The 21,885-nt window shown below is 64.1% G+C and carries 16 protein-coding genes; 14 read left to right on the forward strand and 2 right to left on the reverse strand.

All coding sequences use genetic code 11. The annotated features are described in order from the left end of the window. Positions 1-147 precede the first annotated feature (147 nt). Both ACZXDY_RS09050 and ACZXDY_RS09055 read left to right on the forward strand, forming a co-directional pair. Entirely contained in the window at positions 148-1,932 is a 1,785-nt protein-coding gene (locus ACZXDY_RS09050; RefSeq protein ID WP_130225601.1) for a tetratricopeptide repeat protein, read from the forward strand. Between the two features lie 29 nt (positions 1,933-1,961). After that, the gene (locus ACZXDY_RS09055) at positions 1,962-2,849 is read left to right on the forward strand and encodes a 4-(cytidine 5'-diphospho)-2-C-methyl-D-erythritol kinase (RefSeq protein ID WP_028166898.1); all 888 of its coding nucleotides are present in this window, start codon (positions 1,962-1,964) and stop codon (positions 2,847-2,849) included. 141 nt (positions 2,850-2,990) lie between these two features. Here the strand turns inward: ACZXDY_RS09055 and ACZXDY_RS09060 are convergent, their stop codons facing one another. Continuing rightward, positions 2,991-4,001 (reverse strand): polyprenyl synthetase family protein, encoded by a 1,011-nt coding sequence (locus ACZXDY_RS09060; protein WP_028166899.1) that lies wholly within the window; start codon positions 3,999-4,001, stop codon positions 2,991-2,993. A gap of 169 nt (positions 4,002-4,170) precedes the next feature. Between ACZXDY_RS09060 and ACZXDY_RS09065 the strand changes: the two genes are divergently transcribed. The 7 genes from ACZXDY_RS09065 to ACZXDY_RS09095 all read left to right on the forward strand — a co-directional run bounded on the left by ACZXDY_RS09065 (position 4,171) and on the right by ACZXDY_RS09095 (position 11,414). Next, the gene (locus ACZXDY_RS09065) at positions 4,171-4,398 is read left to right on the forward strand and encodes a putative signal transducing protein (protein WP_028166900.1); all 228 of its coding nucleotides are present in this window, start codon (positions 4,171-4,173) and stop codon (positions 4,396-4,398) included. Continuing rightward, positions 4,391-5,167 carry a methyltransferase gene (locus ACZXDY_RS09070; RefSeq protein WP_464345237.1) on the forward strand — a complete coding sequence of 259 codons (777 nt, stop codon included), beginning with the start codon at positions 4,391-4,393 and terminating at the stop codon, positions 5,165-5,167. Before ACZXDY_RS09065 ends, ACZXDY_RS09070 begins: the two co-directional genes overlap by 8 nt. Before the next feature lie 234 nt (positions 5,168-5,401). Further along, a complete protein-coding gene (locus tag ACZXDY_RS09075) occupies positions 5,402-6,313 on the forward strand; it encodes a S49 family peptidase (RefSeq protein ID WP_464345238.1) in 912 nt (303 codons plus the stop codon). A gap of 239 nt (positions 6,314-6,552) precedes the next feature. Then, complete coding sequence (locus tag ACZXDY_RS09080) at positions 6,553-6,744, forward strand: hypothetical protein (protein ID WP_130582922.1); 192 nt, start codon at positions 6,553-6,555, stop codon at positions 6,742-6,744. 285 nt (positions 6,745-7,029) lie between these two features. Then, positions 7,030-7,965: a glycine--tRNA ligase subunit alpha gene (locus tag ACZXDY_RS09085; protein WP_130225596.1), complete on the forward strand. Its 936-nt coding sequence runs from the start codon at positions 7,030-7,032 to the stop codon at positions 7,963-7,965. Then, positions 7,965-10,079, forward strand: coding sequence for a glycine--tRNA ligase subunit beta (gene glyS, locus ACZXDY_RS09090; RefSeq protein WP_464345239.1), 2,115 nt, complete (start codon positions 7,965-7,967; stop codon positions 10,077-10,079). The genes ACZXDY_RS09085 and glyS overlap by 1 nt, the downstream gene beginning before the upstream one ends. A 243-nt stretch (positions 10,080-10,322) precedes the next feature. Then, positions 10,323-11,414 (forward strand): hypothetical protein, encoded by a 1,092-nt coding sequence (locus tag ACZXDY_RS09095; RefSeq protein WP_464345240.1) that lies wholly within the window; start codon positions 10,323-10,325, stop codon positions 11,412-11,414. 216 nt (positions 11,415-11,630) lie between these two features. Here ACZXDY_RS09095 and ACZXDY_RS09100 read toward each other — a convergent pair whose 3' ends face one another. After that, positions 11,631-11,996 carry a DUF1236 domain-containing protein gene (locus ACZXDY_RS09100; RefSeq protein ID WP_456645792.1) on the reverse strand — a complete coding sequence of 122 codons (366 nt, stop codon included), beginning with the start codon at positions 11,994-11,996 and terminating at the stop codon, positions 11,631-11,633. A 351-nt stretch (positions 11,997-12,347) separates the two neighbouring features. Between ACZXDY_RS09100 and ACZXDY_RS09105 the strand changes: the two genes are divergently transcribed. The 5 genes from ACZXDY_RS09105 to ACZXDY_RS09125 all read left to right on the forward strand — a co-directional run bounded on the left by ACZXDY_RS09105 (position 12,348) and on the right by ACZXDY_RS09125 (position 21,739). Next, positions 12,348-12,503 (forward strand): DUF3096 domain-containing protein, encoded by a 156-nt coding sequence (locus tag ACZXDY_RS09105; RefSeq protein WP_080663951.1) that lies wholly within the window; start codon positions 12,348-12,350, stop codon positions 12,501-12,503. Between the two features lie 91 nt (positions 12,504-12,594). After that, positions 12,595-15,534 (forward strand): pyruvate, phosphate dikinase, encoded by a 2,940-nt coding sequence (ppdK, locus tag ACZXDY_RS09110; protein WP_464345241.1) that lies wholly within the window; start codon positions 12,595-12,597, stop codon positions 15,532-15,534. Positions 15,535-15,878: 344 nt separating this feature from the next. After that, on the forward strand, positions 15,879-18,440 hold the full coding sequence (locus tag ACZXDY_RS09115) for an ATP-binding protein (protein ID WP_464345242.1): 2,562 nt from the start codon (positions 15,879-15,881) through the stop codon (positions 18,438-18,440). A 383-nt stretch (positions 18,441-18,823) separates the two neighbouring features. Continuing rightward, complete coding sequence (locus ACZXDY_RS09120; RefSeq protein ID WP_464345243.1) at positions 18,824-20,221, forward strand: cell wall hydrolase; 1,398 nt, start codon at positions 18,824-18,826, stop codon at positions 20,219-20,221. 267 nt (positions 20,222-20,488) lie between these two features. After that, positions 20,489-21,739, forward strand: coding sequence for an MFS transporter (locus ACZXDY_RS09125; RefSeq protein ID WP_464345244.1), 1,251 nt, complete (start codon positions 20,489-20,491; stop codon positions 21,737-21,739). Positions 21,740-21,885: the final 146 nt, after the last annotated feature.

Genomic DNA, 21,885 nt, shown 5'->3' on the forward strand with positions numbered 1-21,885 from the left:
TTCGCCACCCGTGTCCTTGCGGTTGAAGGCCAAAAACGGCATTGTCGCTGGCCGGGATGCCGCCGCTTGGGTTTGCATTCGACACTGATCCTGAGAGATCGCCGCCGTTAATCCCGCCGTAAATCCCTTGGAGCAAGGCGAACCGTGATGCTTTCTACACGCTTTAACCGCTGGACGATTGCTGCTCTCAGCCTGGCCATGCTCGCCGCACCTGGCGCGCTCTATGCGCAGACGCCGGATCATCCTGCCGACAACGCGGCGCAGTTTCCGACCAAGAACGATTTGAAATCGCTGACCACGGCCGGCAGCTATCTCGCCGCCCGCCACGCCAGCGTCGAGCGCGATGCGGCCTCCGCTGCGGCATTTTACCGCTCGGCACTCCGCACCGATCCGAAGAACAACGAACTGCTCGACCGCGCCTTCATCTCCTCGCTGGCCGAAGGCGACATCGACGAGGCCGTCAAGCTTGCCGACCGCATCCTCGCGCAGGACAAGTCGAACCGCGTCGCGCGGCTCGTCGTCGGCGTACGCGACCTGAAGCTGAAGAAGTACGCGGCCGCGCAGGTCAACGTCAATCAGTCGATCCGCGGACCGATCACCGACCTGGTCGCGACGCTGCTGGCAGCCTGGGCGAGCTATGGCGCGGGCGATGCCAAGGTGGCGGTCGCCAACATCGACAAGCTCACCGGCCCGGAATGGTATCCGCTGTTCAAGGATCTCCACGCCGGCATGATCCTGGAGCTTTCCGGCAAGGAGAAGGACGCGGGCACCCGCTTCGAGCGCGCCTACAAGCTCGATGATTCCATGTTGCGGATCGTGGACGAATATGCGCGCTGGTCGTCGCGCAACAAGGATGCGGCTGCCGCTACGTCCCTCTATGAGGCCTTCGACAAGAAGTTGCCGCGCCATCCGCTGGTGCAGGAGGGCATCCGCGAGGCCAAGGCCGGCAAGAAGCTATCGCCGCTGGTCGATTCGGCGCAGTCCGGTGCGGCCGAAGCGCTCTATGGCATCGGCGCGACGCTGACGCGCCGCGGCGGCGAGGATCTGGCGCTGGTCTATCTGCAGCTTGCGCTGTACCTGCAGCCCAATCATCCGCTGGCGCTGCTTTCGCTCGCTGACCTCTATGAGAGCGTCAAGAAACCGCAGATGGCGATCAAGATCTATGAGCGGATGCCGGCCTCATCGCCGCTGAAGCGCAACGCGCAGATCCAGCTTGCGACCGATCTCGACGCCGCCGACCGCAGCGACGAGGCGATCAAGATCCTGAAGGAACTCACCGCCGAATCGCCGAAGGACATCGAGGCCATCATGGCGCTCGGCAATATCGAGCGTGGCCGCAAGAAGTTCGCCGATTGCGCTGGCACCTACACGCAGGCGATCGATGCGATGCCGACGGCCGGCGACAAGAACGCCTGGGTTACCTACTACTACCGCGGCATCTGCGAGGAGCGCTCCAAGCAGTGGACCAAGGCCGAAGCTGACATGCGAAAGGCGCTGGAGATGCAGCCCGAGCAGCCGCACGTGCTGAACTATCTCGGCTATTCCTGGATCGATCAGGGCATCAATCTCGACGAGGGCATGAAGATGATCAAGCGTGCCGTCGAGCAGCGCCCCGACGACGGCTACATCGTGGATTCGCTCGGCTGGGCCTATTACCGTATCGGCAATTACGATGAGGCAGTGAAGCAGCTCGAGCGCGCCATCGACCTCAAGCCGGAAGATCCGACCATCAACGACCATCTCGGCGATGCCTATTGGCGGGTCGGCCGCACGCTCGAAGCCAAGTTCCAGTGGGCGCATGCGCGCGACCTCAAGCCGGAGGCCGACGAACTGCCGAAGATCGAAGCCAAGATCGAGAACGGCCTGCCGGAGGACGCCTCTAACAACGCCGCCGCCGTCGAGAAGAAGAAAGAAGACGGCAAGGGGGGCTGATCCAAAGAGATTATGGGGGCGGTTTGTCGATGCCGGCGCTGATTGAGGACGCACGTGCCAAGGTCAACCTGACCCTGCGGGTGATTGGGCGGCGCGTCGACGGCTATCACGACCTTGAAAGCGTGGTGGCGTTCGCCGATTGTGCCGATCGCCTGACGCTGACGCCGGGCGAAGAACTCACGCTCACGACGTCAGGGCCGATGGCGGAGGCCTGCGGCGAGACCGCTGATAATCTCGTGCTGAAGGCCGCGCGCCTGCTCGGCGAGCGCGTTCCCGGCCTGAAGGCCGGCAGCTTTGTGCTGGAGAAAGTGTTGCCGGTGGCCGCCGGGATCGGCGGCGGTTCGGCCGATGCCGCGGCGGCGCTGCGGCTGCTCGCGCGACTGAACGATCTCGCCCTCGACGACGAGCGTTTGCGCGACGTTGCGCTGAAAACCGGTGCCGACGTGCCGGTCTGCGTCGCCTCGCATGCCTGCGACATGACCGGGGTCGGCGAGACGCTGATGCCGCTCAACCTGCCGAAGCTGCCGTGCGTCATGGTCAATCCGCGGATCCCCGTCGCCACCAAGGACGTGTTCGCGGAGCTTGGCTTGCGCCCCGGCGACCTCCTGGTCGGCGCCACCGACGTGATGCTGCAGGCGCCGTCCTGGCCGGAGCAGGGCGGCTCGCTCGAAGAATGGGTCGAGGCCCTTGCCGGCAGCTCGAACGACCTGGAAGCGCCGGCGGTGCGCATCCAGCCGGTGATCGGCGAGGTGATCGCCGCGCTCAACGCCACCGATGGTGCATGGCTCGCGCGGATGTCCGGCTCCGGCGCCACATGCTTTGCGATCTACGAGAACACCGCCGACGCCCAGCGCGCCGCCGAGAAGCTGCGCCGCCAGCACCCCATCTGGTGGGTGCATTCGGGCGTGCTGAGCTAGCTACACCGTCATTGCGAGGAGCGAAGCGACGAAGCAATCCATATCTCCACAAGCGGTGAGATGGATTGCTTCGCTGCGCTCGCAATGACGACGACGAGTTGTAGGGTGGGCACGCTGCGCTCTACCCATCCTACGCATCGTTCAATGCGAGCGCGCCAGGCAGAAGGCTACGACCTGCTCGAGTGCGGTCTTCATCGGTGAGGGCGGAAACAGCGCCAGCGCGTCGACGGCCATGGCGCCGTAGTGGTGGGCGCGGGTCAGCGTGTCCTCGAGCGCGCGGTGCTTGGTCATCAAGCCGATGGCGTGGTCGAGATCGCCGCCGCGGATCTCGCCTTGCTCCAGCGCGCGGACCCAGAACTCGCGTTCGCTGTCATTGCCGCGGCGGAAGGCCAGCACCACCGGCAGCGTGATCTTGCCCTCGCGAAAATCGTCGCCGACATTCTTGCCGAGCTTGGCTGACTTGCCACCATAGTCGAGCACGTCGTCGACAAGCTGGAAGGCGATGCCGAGATTCATGCCGACCGAGCGGCAGGCGGTCTGCTCCGCCTTCGGCCGGTTGGCGATGACGGGGCCGACCTCGCAGGCGGCGGCGAACAATTCCGCGGTCTTGCCGCGGATCACGGCGAGATATTCATCCTCGGTGGTCGCGGTGTTCTTGGCGGCGGCAAGCTGCATCACCTCGCCCTCGGCGATGGTGGCAGCGGCGGAGGAGAGGATGTCGAGCGCGCGCAACGAGCCGACCTCGACCATCATGCGGAAGGCCTGCCCGAGCAGGAAGTCGCCGACCAGGACGCTGGCCTCGTTGCCCCAGAGCATCCGTGCCGACAATTTGCCGCGCCGGAGCTCGCTTTCGTCGACCACGTCGTCATGCAGCAGGGTTGCGGTATGCATGAACTCGACGGCGGCGGCGAGCTTGATATGGCCGTCCCCGGAATAGCCGGAGAGCTGGGCCATCGCCAATGTCAGCATCGGCCGCAGGCGTTTTCCCCCGGAGGAGATCAGGTGGTTGGCGACCTCCGGGATCATGGTGACCTCTGAGCCGGTCCGCGTCAGGATGGTCGCATTGACGCGTTCCATGTCGGCGGCGACCAGGGCGACCAGCGGGTCTATCGAAGCGTTCGACGGGTTTTCAAAGGGGACAATAACCGCCACGCTGGTCTCCAAATTTGCCGAATTCACACTATCCTAGGGCGTGATCCGGCAACTCGATCACCGCGCCTGAAGGCTACAATAGAAACTGCGCGCTGGGGCGGCAATAGTACGAAGCTGTTGACATCTGTCGCATGGTCTGCGCTGGGCATGAAACATGGAGAACGAACACTTGCGGGAATTGGTCCGAACCAATGACATGGTGCTGGTGTCTGCGATCACAGCATTGCTCGACAGCGCCAATATCCATCATCTGGTGCTGGACCAGAACATGAGCGTCATCGAGGGGTCGCTCGGCATCCTGCCGCGGCGGATCCTGGTCCATGAGGACGACAACCGCGCCGCGCGCGAGTTGTTGGCCGATGCGGGTTTCGCGCATGAATTGCGCGCCGATGAGTGAAGACGTCACCGAGCACGGTGACGACGTCAGCGAGGACGCCTTTCTCGGCGGACGATTGCTGCTGCGACAGCTCAAGTCGGGTCACCGCGCCGGGCATGACGCCATGCTGCTCGCCGCCGCGACGCGGGCGCGTCACGGCGATCGCGTGGCCGATCTCGGCGCCGGCGTCGGCGCTGCCGGCCTTGCGCTGGCCAAACGCGTTGCCGGCATCGGTCTGGTGCTGGTCGAGATCGACGCGCAGCTTGCGGCACTGGCGCGCGCGAACGCCGCCGCCAATGCGATTGCCGCTGAGGTGATCGTGCTCGACGTCGAATCGTCAGCGGAGGCCTTTGCCGCCGCCGGCCTGCCGCCCGATAGCGTCGACGTCGTGCTGATGAATCCGCCTTTCAATGATTCCAGGCGCCACCGCGCTTCGCCGGACCGGGCGCGCGAGGTCGCGCACATCGCGTCGGCGACAACCCTGCCGGGCTGGATCCATGCCGCGCGGCGCATCCTGAAATCCGGGGGAGAATTGACGCTGATCTGGCGCGCCGATGGCATCGCCGAGGTGCTGGCCGCGCTCGATCGCGGATTCGGCAGCCTTGAAATCCTGCCCGTTCACGCCGATGTGACCGCGGCAGCGGGCCGCATCCTGCTTCGCGCGGTCAAAGGTGGCCGCGCGCCGACGCGCCTCCATGCCGCTCTCGTGCTCAATGACGCATCGGGCGTGCCTAATAAAGAGGTACAGGAGAGCTTGATGGGGAAGGGGATATTGTCGCTCGCCGGATGAAGATGCCGGACCGCGGACGTGTCGTGTTACTGCTGCGGGAGCCTGTCCGATTGCCGTTCGGGTGCTGCGGTAAAGTGAACCGCCGCGAGCAGGGTACCGATCAGCAAAATCAGCAGATAGATTTTCATCTTGCTCTCCGCTGCGCGATTGCGACTAGAACACCGCGATGCAAGGGGCGTTCCATCACTGGATGACAGTGGCGGGATAAAAAACGGTTAATTCGAGGTAACGGGAATGAGTGAACAAAGAATTGATCGCCCCGGACTGCCGGGCTTGCTCGACAGGGTCGAGGGCTGGCTCCCGGCGCGGCTGCGGCGTGGAACGGCCGTGGTGCCGGTGGTGCGACTGTCGGGCGTGATCGGTGCAGTGACGCCGCTGCGGCCCGGCATGACGCTCGCCGGGATCGCGAAGACGCTCGAGCGCGCGTTCGCGATCCGCAACGCCAAGGCGGTGGCGCTGGTGATCAATTCGCCCGGCGGCTCGCCGGTGCAGTCACGCCAGATCTATTTGCGGATCCGGCAGCTCGCTGCCGAGAAGAAGCTGCCCGTCCTGGTGTTCGTCGAGGATGTCGCGGCCTCCGGTGGCTACATGATCGCCTGCGCGGGCGACGAGATCTTCTGCGATCCGTCCTCCATTCTCGGTTCGATCGGGGTGGTCGGCGGCAGCTTCGGCTTCCAGGAACTGATCCGGAAGATCGGCGTCGAGCGGCGGCTCTATACCGCCGGCGAACACAAGGCGATGCTCGATCCGTTCCTGCCCGAGAAGCCCGAGGAGGTGGCGCGGCTGAAGTCGATCCAGCGCGAGATCCACGAGATTTTCATCGCGCTGGTCAAGCAGAGCCGCGGCGCGCGGCTGAAAGGCGCCGACGATGTGCTCTTCACCGGCGAATATTGGGCGGGCGAATCCTCTGTCACCCTCGGCCTGGCGGACGGGATCGGAGACCTCCGCTCGACGCTCCGCGCCCGCTACGGCGAGAAGGTGCTGACGCCGGTGATCGCGCCCGCGAGCGGGCTGTTGTCGGGGCTCCTGGGCAGGCGGGCGCCGGGCGCGGGTTCGCTGGCGGCGCTGGACCCGCTCGGAGGACTGCCGGATGATTTGATCTCGGCGCTGGAAACGCGGGCGATCTGGGCCAAATTCGGGTTCTAGACCTTCGGTTCTGATTGAAATCAGAACCGAACGTCCAGATTCTTTATTTTGACGCGTTTTCTTCACGCGAACCGGTGTCCACCCTCGGATCAAGTCCGAGGGCATGCTTCGCTCGAAAACGCTTTGAAGCTGCCGCCGTTTGCCGCATCCGATACCAAAAGGTTGATTGCGGATGCGCCCAGCTTAAGCGAAACTATTAGGTATTGGGGGCCTGAGAGGTGAACGACAAGGATCGACCGATGCCAGCCATGATCGCATTTGCGGGCGTTTTGGGAGGGCTCGCCGTGGTCCGCTGGGCCTATCGCACGGCCGTGCGGATCAACGAGGAACTGGAAGAGGCGCGTCGCGCCCACATGGCCGAGGCCGTCAGCCGCAGCGAGATTCCAACCCTGCGCCGCGACCCCGTCACCGGCGCCTACCGGCCGGGCTAGGGACTCACATACTCGTCATGCCCGGGCTTGCCCGTCTTCGCTATCGCTTCGCCGGACTGACACTAGAGTGCCCGGCGAAGCCTGGGCGTAGCCGGGTCCCGGGCATCCACGCCCTTCTTCCTGCTGCTGCCAAAGACGTGGATGGCCGGGACTAGCCCGGCCATGACGGAGCACGTGGGACGCGTCTTTCGCGCAATCGGCAGGTGCGTTCGCCTTGATTCCCCGTCTTCGCGCCGATACGGTCCGCGCGCTTTCAAACCCCTCATCGCGAGACCGATGCCGACGATGGATTCCCTGCCTGCCCATATGCGCCCGGAACGTTCGTTCCAGGGACTGATCCTGACGCTGCAGCGCTACTGGGCGGATTACGGCTGCGTGATCCTGCAGCCCTACGACATGGAGGTCGGCGCCGGCACGTTCCATCCCGCCACGACGCTGCGCGCGCTCGGCCCCAAGCGCTGGAACGCGGCCTATGTGCAGCCCTCGCGCCGGCCCAAGGACGGCCGGTATGGCGAGAACCCCAACCGGCTCCAGCACTATTACCAGTTCCAGGTGATCCTGAAGCCGTCGCCGCCTGACATTCAGGAGCTTTATCTGAAATCGCTGGCTGCGATCGGCGTCGATTCGGCGTTGCACGACATCCGCTTTGTCGAGGACGATTGGGAGAGCCCGACGCTCGGGGCCTGGGGGCTGGGCTGGGAATGCTGGTGCGACGGCATGGAAGTGTCGCAGTTCACCTATTTCCAGCAGGTTGCGGGCGTCGAATGCGCGCCTGTCGCGGGTGAGCTCACCTACGGGCTCGAGCGGCTGGCGATGTATGTGCAGGGCGTCGACCGCGTCTACGACCTCAACTTCAACGGCCGCGAGGGCGCCGAGAAGGTGAGCTATGGCGACGTGTTCCTGCAGGCCGAGCAGGAATATTCGCGGCACAATTTCGAGATTGCCGATACCGCGATGCTGTTCGAGCAGTTCAGGATGGCCGAGGAAGCCTGCAAGAAATATCTCGCGGCCGGCTGGCGTGAGGGCGGCAACCAGCGCGAGCACCTGATGGCGCTGCCGGCCTATGACCAGTGCATCAAGGCAAGCCACGTGTTCAACCTGCTCGACGCGCGCGGCGTGATCTCGGTGACGGAGCGGCAGAGCTACATCCTGCGGGTGCGCGAACTGGCGAAGGCCTGCGGCGAAGCCTGGATCCACACCGAAGCCGGCAGGGCCGCCTGATGCCTGATCTTCTGCTCGAACTGTTCTCCGAGGAAATCCCCGCGCGCATGCAGGCGAAGGCGGCGGACGATCTGCGCCGCATGGTGACCGACAAGCTCGTCGCCGAGGGATTGGTCTACGAAGGCGCCCGCGCGTTCGCGACGCCGCGGCGGCTGGCGCTGACCGTGCACGGCATTCCGGCGCGGCAGCCGGACCTGAAGGAAGAGCGCCGCGGCCCCCGCGTCGGCGGGCCTGAGCCCGCGATCCAGGGATTCTTGAAGGCCACGGGTCTTGCCTCGATCGACGATGCAAAAATCCAGAGCGACAAGAAGGGCGATTTCTACATCGCGCTGATCGAGAAACCGGGCCGGCCCGCGCTCGACGTGCTCGCCGAGATCCTGCCGGTCATCGTCAGAACCTTCCCCTGGCCGAAATCGATGCGCTGGGGCGCGCGTTCGGCGCGGCCCGGCGCGCTGACCTGGGTGCGTCCGCTGCACGCGATCACCGCCACCTTCGGTCCGGAGACCGAGGAGCCCGATGTGGTGAATTTCTCGGTCGATGGCATCGAGGCGGGGCAGACGACGTTCGGCCACCGCTTCATGGCCCCGGCTGCGATCTCCGTGCGCCATTTTCATGACTACGAAGCCAAGCTGCAGGCGGCCAAGGTCGTGCTCGATCCGCAGGCGCGTAAGGACATGATCCTGGCGGATGCAAAGACGCTGGCGCAGGCACAGAACTTTGAATTGGTCGAGGACCAGGGGCTGCTGGATGAGGTCGCCGGCCTCGTCGAATGGCCGGTCGCGCTGATGGGTGCGTTCGACAAGGACTTCCTGTCGATCCCGGACGAGGTGATCCGCGCCACCATCCGCAACAACCAGAAATGCTTCGTGGTCAGCGATCCCAATACGGGCAAGCTGACCAACAAGTTCATCCTCACCGCCAACATCGAGGCCACCGACGGCGGCAAGGCCATCGTCGCCGGCAACGAACGCGTGATCCGCGCGCGGCTCTCGGATGCGAAGTTCTTCTACGAGACGGATCTGAGGACAAAGCTCGAGGACCGGCTGCCGAAGTTCGACCAGATCGTGTTCCACGAGAAGCTGGGCACGCAGGGCGCGCGCATCAAGCGGATCGAGCGATTGGCCGCGGAGATCGCGCCGCTGGTCGGCGCCGATGTCGAGAAGACGAAACGCGCCGCGCATTTGGCGAAGGCCGATTTGCTGACGGAAGTCGTCGGCGAATTCCCCGAGCTGCAGGGGCTGATGGGCAAGTACTACGCACTGGCGCAAGGCGAAGATGCGTCAGTCGCTGCAGCGAGCGAGGAGCATTACAAGCCGCAGGGGCCGGCAGATCGTGTGCCGACTGATCCCGTGAGCGTCGCGGCGGCGCTGGCGGACAAGATCGATACGCTGGTTGGCTTCTGGGCGATCGATGAGAAGCCGACGGGGAGCAAGGACCCGTATGCGCTAAGGCGCGCGGCGCTCGGGGTGATCAGGCTTATCCTCGAGAACAATATTCGTACCAGCCTCATCAAGACGATCACGACCTTTGTCAGCACGTTGCTCGAGAGCGATGCTGTAAAGGCGGCTGAGAGTCCGATTGCTATCGCGCCGTCACTGTTGGTCTTCTTCGCCGATCGCCTGAAGGTCCAGCTTCGCGACCAGGGCGCGCGGCACGATCTCGTCGACGCCGTGTTCTCGCTCGGCGGACAGGATGATCTCCTGCTCGTGGTCCGTCGTGTCGAGGCGCTCGGCAAATTCCTCGACACTGATGACGGCAAGAACCTGCTCGCGGGCACCAAGCGCGCGGGCAACATCCTTGCGATCGAGGAGAAGCGGGACAAGCGCACGTTCGACGGCGCGCCCGATCCGTCGCTCTATCGGCAGGACGAGGAGAAGGCGCTGGCGCAGGCGATCGATCAGGTCAAGCGTGAGGCAAGTAGCGCGGTCGCGGCCGAGGACTTCGCCGGTGCGATGAGCGTGATGGCGACGCTGCGGCCGGCGGTGGATGCGTTCTTCGACAAGGTCAAGGTCAATGACGACGACCCGCAGGTGCGCGAGAACCGGCTGAAGCTGCTGAATGAGATCCGTGCCGCGACGCGCGCGGTGGCGGATTTCTCGAAGATCCAGGATTAAGGGCTTCGTTCGCCGCCCCAACCTCCACCGTCATGCCCGGGCTTGTCCCGGGCATCCACGTTCTTAGCGTCGGCGTGTGAGGAAGGGCGTGGATGGCCGGAACAAGCCCGGCCATGACGAGCCTCATTCGCGCTCGGAAATATCCCGCAACATTTACGCCCTGTTAACCACGTCCTGCGAAGGTCGCGACGTGTGAACGGTTCCTTAAGGAAATCGCCCGCGCGCAAATGCAGGAATTTCCCGATGACCTCCATCGGCACGGCGCTCAATCCTTACGCCCAATATGGTTCGGCCTATGCGCGGGCGGCGGCGACGCCGTCGCTGGCATCGACGCTGTCCAATGACAGCGCGACCAACGATCCACTCGCGTCCAACAGTGCGACCAACCTGACCTTGTCTGAGGCGGCCCGCGCACAGCTCGCAAAAGGGGCGCCGCTCGACTTCACGATAGTCACGAACGACGCACGCGCGACGCTCGACCGGCTCTATGCGGCAGCCGGCGTGAAGGGACCGCTGGTCGACGGCAAGACCACGATCGATCTCTCGAGCCTGGATCGGCGCTCGCTGTTTGCGATCTCGACCAACAATGGCGGCAAGTTCAGCCCCGATGAGCAGGCGGTGGCAGCCGGCGCGTTGAAGCAGCGCTTCGATGCCGCGCTTGCGCCGTCGCTGGCGACCACGCGTCTGACCGGCGACTACAATGTCAGCTACAAGGCAGCGCTGGATTATCTCGATGGCGCGAGCCCCGAAGAGAAGGCGACGGCGACCTGGGCCGCCCAGCGCGCCGCGGTGTTCAAGGGTTATCAGGCGACGCAGACGGACCCGACGGTGGCGCCAACGGGAATTGCCGGCGATCCGATCGCGGCGGCGCTTGCCGGCACGGTCAAGCCGACGCCGAACAAGAGCCGTGACTTCAGCGATATCGCCGGCGACGTGCGCGGGTTTCTCGATCGTCAGAAGAGCGAGGCGGCCAGCAATGGCAAGGAGCTGGTCTACGATCCCAGGCGCAAGACCGGGCAATTGGCCGATCTGTCCCCGCTCGACAATCGCTCGCTGTCGGCGATCACCCTGAACAAGGACAATCGCTTCTCCAGCGAGGAGGTCTATGCGGCCAAGCAGGAATTGAATGCGCGGACCCGCGCCTCGATCCTCGACGCGCTAAAGCAGAGCCAATCGACCGGCGATCCGCGCCAGCTCAGCCTTGGCATCCTGAAAGCCTATTCCTCGATGAGCTCCGAAGAGCGGCAGGCCGCGAATTGGACACCCGAATTCCAGGATGCCGCGATCAAGAACTACAAGTCGACCTCGACGCTGCTCTCGATGCTGCGATCGTAGTCGCTAGAATCAGAACCAAAGCTCTAGCTAGATTCTTGTTTTGACGCGTTTTCTTCACGCGAACCGGTGTCCACTTCGCTCGAAAACGCTCTAAGCACAACGCAAAGCCCCGCCTGGAGGGGAGGGCCAGGCGGGGCTCTTGGGTCCGGTCGCTGTCGCGCACATCCGCTTGCACGGCGCCCGGACTACTCGCTCAAGGCGAAAGCTGGTTGATCGCTAGTCGATCACCTGAACGATACGGCGCGAGCGCGGCTCGACCAGTACGGTCTCGCCATTCACGACCGTGTAGCGGAACGGGGTTGAGCCGAAGCGCTGCGGTACGTCGTAGACTGTCACGCCGGTTTCCGGCAGCACGGTGCCGACTGCCACGCGATCGGAAATCGTATAGTCCGGCACGCGTTCGCGGACGACATATTCACGGAATGCCGGCCGCTGGTCGACCGTGATCCCGCCACCTTCTTCGACTACGACGGTGTTGCCGCCGACGACGCCGGTGGTGGTGGTCCTGCTCTGCGCCTGCGCCGCGACCGGTGCACTGATCGCGCACGCCATCGCTGCAACGGCAAGGAATCGGTTTCGCATGGCTCACTCCTTCGCGACGATTCTGCGTTAAGGCGGGTCTCCTTTCGAGACGCCGCGAGTGCTGGCTTTTTGCCGATGCACAATGTGAGGCCAATGCATCGCGAGCGTCGATGTTCCGCAAAAAGCGCGGCCATATTCGCGGCAATTTTGAGCAATTTTCGTGGATAGCGGAACCGATTGAAGCGTCGAACGTCTCAAATAGCTGGCCGTGCTGGCGGGTGGGGCGGATCCTAGGTTTGACGCGTTTCCTTCATGCGAAACCGGTAACACTTCGCTCGAAAACGCGATGCCAGTACAATACCCGCCTCGATTCGATTTCCTTTCCGAACAAATCCGCTGGAGCTTCCTCAAATGGTCATCACCGCTGCGCATGTCCCTGCCATCGTGGCCCTGATCGCAGGCATTCTGATCCTGGTCATGCCGCGGCTGCTGAACTTCATCGTCGCGATCTACCTGATCTTCGTGGGCCTGGTCGGCATGGGGCTTTTACGCTGGCTGCATTTGTAGGATCGAAACGCCGTTCGCAGCTTGCGCCCGACACACCAAAGTGGTGTAAGGCGCCCATCTTCTTGCCCCTCACTCCGGATTGTTGAAAGCCATGGCCAAAGCCGTCGCCAAGTCCAAGAAAGCAGCAGAGAAAAGCGCAGCGAAATCAAAGCCATCCGCCTCGGCCCGCAAGGCCGCCCCGGCGGCGCGAAAGGCGCTGAAGAAGAGCGCGCCAAAGGTGGCGGCAAAAGCTCCCGCCAAGGCTCCTGTTGCCAAGGCTCCTGTTAAGGCTGCTGCTAAGGCCCCCGCCAAGCCGGTGGCAAAATCCGTGACGAAAGCGCCGGCGTCAAAGCCGGCCGCGGCGGCGGTCAAGCCCAACAAATGGGTCTTCACCTTCGGCGACGGCAAGGCCGAGGGCAAAGCCGAGATGCGTAATCTGCTCGGCGGCAAGGGCGCCAACCTCGCCGAGATGGCCAATCTGGGCCTGCCGGTGCCGCCCGGCTTCACGATCCCGACCTCGGTCTGCACCTATTTCTACGAACACGAGAAGACCTATCCGAAGGAGCTGAAGACGCAGGTCGAGAAGGCGCTCGATTATGTCGGCAAGCTGACTGGCAAGATCTTCGGGGACGCCAAGAACCCGCTTTTGGTCTCGGTCCGTTCCGGCGCGCGGGCCTCGATGCCGGGCATGATGGACACCGTTCTCAATCTCGGGTTGAACGACCAGACCGTAGAGGCGCTGGCCGATCTCTCCGGTGACCGCCGCTTTGCCTATGACAGCTACCGCCGCTTCATCACGATGTATTCGGACGTGGTGCTCGGCTTCGAGCACCATCACTTCGAAGACATCCTGGACGCCTTCAAGGACAGCCAGGGCTATTCGCTGGACACCGACCTCACCGGTGACGACTGGGTCGAGCTGGTCGGCAAGTACAAGGAAGCGGTCGAGCGCGAGACCGGCCATCCGTTCCCGCAGGATCCGCACGACCAGCTATGGGGCGCGATCGGCGCGGTGTTCTCCTCGTGGATGAACGCGCGCGCGGTCACTTACCGCAAGTTGCACGACATTCCGGAGTCCTGGGGTACTGCCGTCAATGTGCAGGCGATGGTGTTTGGCAATATGGGCGAGACGTCGGCGACCGGCGTCGCCTTCACCCGCAATCCCTCGACCGGCGAGAGCAAGCTCTACGGCGAATTCCTGATCAACGCGCAGGGCGAGGACGTCGTGGCCGGCATCCGCACGCCGCAGGACATCACCGAGTACGCGCGTCAGGAGAGCGGCTCCGACAAGCCCTCGATGGAAACCGCGATGCCCGACGCTTTCAAGGAGCTGACGCGGATCTACACGCTGCTCGAAAAGCACTACCGCGACATGCAGGACATGGAGTTCACGGTCGAAGAGGGCAAGCTGTGGATGCTGCAGACCCGCGGCGGCAAGCGCACCGCGAAGGCGGCGCTGCGCATCGCCGTCGAGCTCGCCAATGAGGGCCTGATCTCGAAAGAAGATGCGGTGACGCGGATCGATCCGGCCTCGCTCGATCAATTGCTGCACCCGACCATCGATCCGGCGGCGACGCGCGATATCATCTGCACCGGCCTGCCGGCTTCGCCGGGTGCGGCGTCCGGCGAGATCGTGTTCTCCTCCGACGAAGCTGCCAAGCTGCAGGCTGACGGCCGCAAGGTCATTCTCGTCCGTGTCGAGACCAGCCCGGAAGACATCCACGGCATGCACGCGGCCGAGGGCATCCTGACCACCCGCGGCGGCATGACCTCGCATGCCGCGGTGGTGGCGCGCGGCATGGGCAAGCCCTGCGTCTCCGGCTGCGGCGCCATCCGCGTCGACTATGGCCGCGGCACGATGAGCGTGGGCTCGCGCACCTTCAAGGCGGGCGACGTCATCACCATCGATGGCGGCATCGGCCAGGTGCTGGCCGGGCGCATGCCGATGATCGAGCCGGAGCTGTCGGGCGAGTTCGGCACGCTGATGGGCTGGGCCGATGCCGTCCGCAAGCTCGGCGTTCGCGTCAACGGCGACACCCCTGATGATGCGCGCACCGCGGTGAAGTTCGGCGCCGAGGGCATCGGCCTCTGCCGCACCGAGCACATGTTCTTCGAGGAGACGCGCATCCGCACGGTGCGCGAGATGATCCTGTCGGAAGACGAGCAATCGCGCCGCGCCGCGCTGTCGAAGCTGTTGCCGATGCAGCGCGCCGACTTCGTCGAGCTGTTCGAGATCATGAAGGGCCTCCCCGTCACGATCCGCCTGCTCGATCCGCCGCTGCACGAGTTCCTGCCGCACACCCAGGCCGAGATCGAGGAAGTCGCGCGCGCGATGAACACCGATCCGCGCCGGCTCGCCGATCGCGCCCGCGAACTCGCCGAGTTCAACCCGATGCTCGGCTTCCGCGGCTGCCGTCTTGCGATCGCCTATCCTGAAATCGCCGAGATGCAGGCGCGCGCGATCTTCGAGGCGGCGGTCGAGGCCGGCAAGCGCACCGGCAAGGCCGTCGGGCTCGAGGTGATGGTGCCGCTGATCGCCACCAAGGCCGAGTTCGACCTGGTGAAGGCGCGGATCGACGCCACCGCGCATGCCGTGACGAAGGAGACCGGCGCCAAGCTGACCTACCAGGTCGGCACGATGATCGAGCTGCCGCGCGCCTGCCTGATGGCCGGCAAGGTCGCCGAGACCGCCGAGTTCTTCTCGTTCGGCACCAACGACCTGACCCAGACCACTTACGGCATCAGCCGCGATGACGCCGCGAGCTTCCTCGGCACTTACATCGCCAAGGGTATCCTCGAGATCGATCCCTTCATCTCGGTCGATCGCGACGGCGTCGGTGAGCTGGTCAGGATCGGCGTGGAGCGCGGCCGCAAGACGCGTCCCAACCTGAAGGTCGGCATCTGCGGCGAGCACGGCGGCGATCCCGCTTCCGTCGCGTTCTGCCACGAGGTCGGGCTCGACTATGTCTCGTGCTCGCCCTATCGCGTGCCGATCGCGCGTCTGGCCGCAGCGCAAGCGGCCCTCGGCAAGGCGATCGCGAGCCAGGCGTGACGCTCAGCGCCCGCTGACAACTAAGAGCATCTCGTCATGCCCGGGCTTGTCCCGGGCATCCACGTTTTGGACGCGCAGAAGGACGTGAATGGCCGGGACAGGCCCGGGCATGGCGACGGTCGCGGGAATGGAGCGCGGCAACGCGCGCTGCCAAGGGAAAACGCATTACAGGCGTAACCCAACTTTCCGCGTGCTGAAATCGAACTGTAACCCGCGCTCACAATCCTGTGCCAGTAGAGTGAGGTTGGTATGGGACGCTTCAGATTGTTTGTGCGTATTCAATTGAGATCAGCGCAGCGACGGCGCGATGGCGGGCGAGCGTCAGGATTGGGGCCTGATGGGAAGTGACCCTTCTATCCCGGCTGCTTGTGCTGGTGGCTGTCGCTCTGCTGCCGGCAATAGCGATCCAAGCGTATAATGAATTCGACCTGCGTCGTGCGCGCCAAATCGAGGTGCAGAACCAGGCGCTCAATCTGGCTGAACTAGCCGCCGCGGAGCAACGGCAGATCGTTCAGGGAATTCATCAGGTCCTGATCACGCTGTCGGAGCTTCCGTCGATCAGGGCGAAGGACAGCGAGTCCTGCAATGCCTATATGGGCGCTATCAAGCAGCGATTCCCGGCTTTTCTCACCCTTGTCGTCACCGATTTGAACGGCGTCACGTTCTGCACTCCCGACAATAATCGCAAGCCGGTCGATGTCTCGGGCAGGGCCTATTTCGCAAACTTGCGGAAAACCGGCGCATTCTCCGTCGGCGAGTTCTCGCTGGGCCTGTCATCGGGTCGAAAGGCCATCCAGTTTGCGTTGCCCTTCTACGAACAGGACGGGCAGATGGGGGGCGCCATCATCGCAACCCTCAGCCTGGATTGGCTCGCCGACTACATTGCGCGAAAGGGCGCTCCGGCGGGAGCTGCGCTCGGAATCATGGACCGCAATGGGAGATACCTTGCCCGCTATCCCGACAACGCGCACTTTGTCGGGCGGACCCTGAGCGAAGGGCATGAACCACACCTCGAGAAATCGGGTGCGGCCGACACCACTGAGCTGGACGGCGTAGAGCGGATCGTCGGCTATGCAGCCCTCCCGGATAGTTCCGGAGGCCTCCTCGTCAGCTTCGGCCTGGACAAGGACCAGGCATTCACCGCAATCCAGCACGGCACGCAGCGCGGCGTCTTCCTGATCATCCTCAGTACCGCGCTGGTGCTGATCCTGACGTCCTTGGGCGCCCGTCGGTTCATCCGTCGCCCGCTTGGGCAATTGGTCGACGCTGCCAACCGATGGCGGCTCGGCGATTTTACCCGGCGGGTCGACATCCGTGGCACTTCCGAAATCGCGCGGGTCGCCGATGCATTCAACACCATGGCCGATGCGCTGGAACACCGCGAGCAGGAATTGTCCGACGCGAGGAAGAAAGCGGAGGAAGCCGCGGCCCGGATCACGATGATCTTCGAGAGCACCACCGACAGCGTGCTGATCATCGATCAGGACTGGCGCCTCACCTATCTCAACGGACCCGCCTGGACAGACCTTGCGGAAGGCCAGGATGTCAGGGGCCTGACGTTGTCGGAAGCATTTCCGGACGCCGACGACCTCGATATCACCAACCAGATCCTGGAGGTAACCTCGACGCAGCGACCGGCATTCCTCGAAGTGTTCTGCACGCGTCGACAGGTCTGGTACGCCGTCAATGCGTTTCCCTCCAGTCAGGGTCTTGCGATCTTTCTCCGCGACATCACCGATCACAAGCATGCGGTGGAGGCGCGACGGCTGATCGAGGAGCAATTCCACCAGAGCCAGAAGATGGAGTCGGTCGGTCAGCTCACCGGCGGTATCGCGCACGACTTCAACAATCTGCTCACGGTGGTCGCGAACAGCCTCGACCTCATCGAGGATGCCGCCGATATCGGCAAGGTCCGGCAGTATGCCGCGGCGGCGCGTCGCGCCACCCAGCGAGGCGAGAAGCTGACGTCTCAGCTTCTCGCCTTCTCGCGGCGCCAGATACTGAATCCAAAACTGGTCAACGCGAACCAACTCATTGCCGAATTCCAGGGTCTGATCCAGCAAGCGGTCGGGGGAGGCTGCGAGGTCAGGCTGCGGACCGACGAGCAATTGTGGCTGTGCCATGTCGATCCTTCATCGCTGGAAACCGCTCTCCTCAATCTTGCACTGAATGGGCGCGACGCGATGCCGGACGGCGGCGTGCTCGAGATCGAGACGCGGAATGTCGAACTGGAGCAGGGGGCCGTGGACGAGTGTCGGGCCGGACAGTATGTCAGGCTGGCGGTCACGGATTCCGGCTGCGGGATGCCGCCCGAAGTGCGCGAAAGGATCTTCGAGCCTTTCTTCACGACCAAGGAAGTCGGCAAGGGGACCGGCCTCGGCCTCAGCATGGTCTACGGCTTCGTTCGACAGTCCGGCGGGCACGTCACTGTCGAAAGCACGCCGGGAGCAGGGACTACGGTCGCGCTGTACCTGCCTAAGGCCGACAAGGCGCCGGAGGCGCCGGTGCAGGAACGGAAGCCGCGAGCCATACCAGGAGGTTCGGAGCGGATCCTCGTCGTCGACGACAATGAGGATCTGCTCGAGGTCACCGCGGCGATGTTGAACTCGTTCGGCTACGAAGTTGTCTGCGCCCGCAACGGGCTTGAGGCCCTGAAGACGTTGAGGAGCGACGGGCACTTCGCGCTCCTGTTCAGCGACATCGTCATGCCGAGCGGCATGAATGGCATCGAGCTGGCGCGCGAAGCTAAGCGGCTGTGCAAGGACATCAAGATCCTGCTCACCTCCGGTTATGCCGGCGATGCATTGGAACGGCATCACGCCGTGGACGAGTTTCCGATCATCGAGAAACCCTTCCATGTCGCGGACCTTGCCCGACGCCTGCAGACACTGCTGCATGAAGATTAGAGCGTGATCCGATCAGGCTGAATCTCAGCTGCTGGACAATTGAGTCAGAGCCCACCCCATGTCATTGCGAGCGGAGCGAAGCAATCCATGCCTCCACTCGGCGAGAGATGGATTGCTTCGCTCCGCTCGCAATGACCGAGGTTGAAGCTTCACGCGCGAAGACTTTATTCACCCTCTTCGTTGACCTCACGTTTACCATTTTCGTCCGCAAGGCATTTACCAATGCATGCGATGCGTCGCGCAAAATCTCTGCGATCTCTTGTGTGTAGCGGACAAGCCACGTCGATTAACTCGGCGGCAACCTAAATTCGATACCAACAAATTTGGTCGAATTGCACGGAAGCACTGCGTTCGGTCGTTGTAAGCGTTGCGTGAGCGTATCGATGTTAGTGTTGCGTAACCATCCGAAGGGCGCACGGTTCGCGCTCTTCGGACTCGGTCTTAGCATCTTCGCATTGATGCCGGCCGAGATCGGATATCAGGACATCGCGTCACTGCTTGCCCGCCAGCCCGGGGTCGCAGAGCGCTGGCAGACGCGCATGTTCTCCGCCATGGGCACGATCCAGGTCGCCGCCTACAGTTTCGGCCGACCGATCGGAACGTCCTCGCCGCAAGTTGCGACCTATCGGCTGGCGCGGCTCGACAGCCAGGGCGGCGATCTCACCGGTTCCATTACCCGCAATCCGATCGTCGCGCAGCCGCCGCGCTATGTCGCCTCCGATTTCCCCAAGGTCGATCGCACGCTGAAGGGCGATCGCCTCGCCGTCGCGCCGCCGGCTGAAGCTGCGCCCAGCGAGTCCGTGCCGGCAAGCGAAGATCCATCGACCTCGAACTCCTCCGTCCGGGGCATGAAGACCGCTGCGCGCGCGCCCGCCGAGCTCGATCCGGAATTGCAGGACGCGCTGAACGCGCCGCCATTGCCGCAATATGCGCCGTCGCAGCCGTCGGCACCGACGGCCGCTCCCGAGACGGCGCCTCCGGCGCGCGATGCGTTCTCGCTCCAGACTTCGAGCCTGTTCTTCGGCTCGTCGCTCGGAGCACCCGAGACAATGGAGCGCTGGCAGCCAGGTGAGGAGCCGACGATCGTCGTGCCCGATGCGGCGGTGGATCCGGACATGAAGGCGATGGCCTCGCTTCCGGTCGATGCCGACGGCCCGGTGCGCGCCGGCGACGTGGGCGAGAGCATCGCGCCAAAGGGCGAGGTCAATGCCGACGACCAGCACGCCAAGACGCCGGCCGAGCGGCTCGGCCTGTTCGACGAGAAATCGCGCGCCAAATCCGAAAAGTGTCTCGCCGAAGCCGTCTATTTCGAAGCGAGAGGCGAGGCGGTGCGTGGCCAGATCGCGGTGGCGCAGGTGGTGTTGAACCGCGCCTTCTCCGGCAAATATCCGACCACCGTCTGCGGGGTGGTCTACCAGAACAAGTATCGCCACCTCGCCTGCCAGTTCACCTTCGCCTGCGACAACGTCCGCGACGTGATCCGCGAGCCTGACATGTGGGACCGCGCGAAAAAGATCGCCAAGGCGATGCTCGATGGCCGGCTCTGGCTGCCCGAGGTCGACAAGTCGACGCACTACCACGCCTATTGGGTGCGCCCGTCCTGGGTCAGCGAGATGAAGAAGACGTACAAGTTCGGCGTCCACACCTTCTATCGCCCGCGCGCCTGGGGCGATGGCAGCGACGCGCCGAGCTGGGGAAACCCGGCCGAGACCGCGGAGATCTCGGCAGAACTCGCCGAGGCCGCGCGAAGCTCCGCCGAGCAGGCCAGCGCGAAACGCTAGCTTCCCGAGCGATAGGCCTCCGCCGGGACGACGAAGTCGTCATTGCGAGCGGAGCGAAGCAATCCATGCCCTCCCGCGCGGCACTATGGATTGCTTCGCTCCGCTCGCAATGACGGGGGGAGAGAGTTCGCATCATTTTGCAGGGCTGCCCTGCGTTGAAATTTTTTTCTCCGGCCCCCTTGGGCTTTTCATGCAGATGCATTAACTCCCCGTAACCTTTCGTCCGGCGGGTCGGACCGCCCATGATGCAGCATGCAGGGGGAATTGATGGCTGTGACCACCGGCGACCTTCAGCCTTCCTCCGGCGCCGATAGTTGGCGCACGCCGCTGATCATCATCATCTGCGGCTGCGCCATCGCGCTGCTCAGCTTTGGGCCGCGCTCGGCGCTCGGGTTTTTCGTGCAGCCGATGAGCCGTGAATTCTCCTGGGGCCGCGACGTCTTCGGCCTCGCGTTGGCGCTGCAGAACCTGCTCTGGGGACTGGGCCAGCCGATCGCAGGCGCGATCGCGGATCGCTTCGGCATCATGCGCGTGATGATCGTGGGCGCGCTGCTCTATGCCGCCGGCCTCTACATGATGCGTTATTCGACAACGTCGCTGTCGCTCGACATCGGCGCCGGCGTCCTGATCGGCTTCGGCCTGTCCGGCTCCTCCTTCAACCTGGTGCTGTCGGCGTTCAGCAAATTGCTGCCGCCGGAAAAGCGCGGCCTCGCGCTCGGCGCCGGCACCGCGGCGGGCTCGTTCGGTCAGTTCCTGTTCGCGCCCTTCGGCGTGGCGATGATCGACAATTTCGGCTGGCAGACTGCGCTGACTGTGTTCGCCGCGCTGATGCTCTTGATCCTGCCGCTGTCGCTTGCGATCGCAACGCCGCCAGCGGAGACGACCAACGCGCCGGCCGCCGACCAGCAGTCGTTCAAGACGGCGCTGGCGGAAGCATTCGGCCATCGCTCCTATGTGCTGCTGGTGCTCGGCTTCTTCACCTGCGGTTTCCAACTCGCCTTCATCACCGTGCACCTGCCGGCCTATCTCGTCGACCGCGGCATTCCGACCTCGACCGGCGGCTGGGTGATCGCGGCGATCGGCCTGTTCAACATCATGGGCTCGCTCGGCGTCGGCTGGCTGCAGAACTTTTTTCCCAAGCGCTACATCCTCTCAGTGATCTACTTCACCCGCGCGCTGGCGACGATTGCCTTCATCTCGTTCCCGATCACGACGTTCTCCGCAGTCGCCTTCGGCGCGGTCTCTGGCCTGACCTGGCTGTCGACGGTGCCGCCGACCTCGGCGCTGGTGGCGCTGATGTTCGGCACGCGCTGGTTCGCCACGCTCTACGGCTTCGCCTTCGTCAGCCATCAGGTCGGCGGGTTCCTGGGCGTCTGGCTCGGCGGCATCGTGTTCGAGCAGTATGGTTCCTACACGGCGATCTGGTGGCTCTCGATCCTGTTCGGTGTGCTGTCGGCGCTGATCAACCTGCCGATCGTGGAGGCCCCAGTGTCGCGCCCGGTTGCGCAGCCGGCCTGATGCGATAAACAGAATCCCGCAAAAATCCGTTGTCATGCCCGGGCTTGTCCCGGGCATCCACGTCTTTAAGGTCGAGAGAGACCCAAGCGCGTGGATGGCCGGGTCAAGCCCGGCCATGACGGGAGACATGATCAACGCAAGTACGG

The organism is Bradyrhizobium sp. LeoB3, from assembly GCF_055456055.1.

What these genes read in the sequence shown, in the direction of transcription:
- ACZXDY_RS09050 (WP_130225601.1), top strand. Translation starts at nt 148, where the DNA reads ATGCTTTCTACACGCTTTAACCGCTGGACGATTGCTGCTCTCAGCCTG.
- ACZXDY_RS09055 (WP_028166898.1), top strand. Translation starts at nt 1,962, where the DNA reads ATGCCGGCGCTGATTGAGGACGCACGTGCCAAGGTCAACCTGACCCTG.
- ACZXDY_RS09070 (WP_464345237.1), top strand. Translation starts at nt 4,391, where the DNA reads ATGAGTGAAGACGTCACCGAGCACGGTGACGACGTCAGCGAGGACGCC.
- ACZXDY_RS09075 (WP_464345238.1), top strand. Translation starts at nt 5,402, where the DNA reads ATGAGTGAACAAAGAATTGATCGCCCCGGACTGCCGGGCTTGCTCGAC.
- ACZXDY_RS09080 (WP_130582922.1), top strand. Translation starts at nt 6,553, where the DNA reads ATGCCAGCCATGATCGCATTTGCGGGCGTTTTGGGAGGGCTCGCCGTG.
- ACZXDY_RS09085 (WP_130225596.1), top strand. Translation starts at nt 7,030, where the DNA reads ATGGATTCCCTGCCTGCCCATATGCGCCCGGAACGTTCGTTCCAGGGA.
- glyS (WP_464345239.1), top strand. Translation starts at nt 7,965, where the DNA reads ATGCCTGATCTTCTGCTCGAACTGTTCTCCGAGGAAATCCCCGCGCGC.
- ACZXDY_RS09095 (WP_464345240.1), top strand. Translation starts at nt 10,323, where the DNA reads ATGACCTCCATCGGCACGGCGCTCAATCCTTACGCCCAATATGGTTCG.
- ACZXDY_RS09100 (WP_456645792.1), bottom strand. Translation starts at nt 11,996, where the DNA reads ATGCGAAACCGATTCCTTGCCGTTGCAGCGATGGCGTGCGCGATCAGT.
- ACZXDY_RS09105 (WP_080663951.1), top strand. Translation starts at nt 12,348, where the DNA reads ATGGTCATCACCGCTGCGCATGTCCCTGCCATCGTGGCCCTGATCGCA.
- ppdK (WP_464345241.1), top strand. Translation starts at nt 12,595, where the DNA reads ATGGCCAAAGCCGTCGCCAAGTCCAAGAAAGCAGCAGAGAAAAGCGCA.
- ACZXDY_RS09120 (WP_464345243.1), top strand. Translation starts at nt 18,824, where the DNA reads ATGTTAGTGTTGCGTAACCATCCGAAGGGCGCACGGTTCGCGCTCTTC.
- ACZXDY_RS09125 (WP_464345244.1), top strand. Translation starts at nt 20,489, where the DNA reads ATGGCTGTGACCACCGGCGACCTTCAGCCTTCCTCCGGCGCCGATAGT.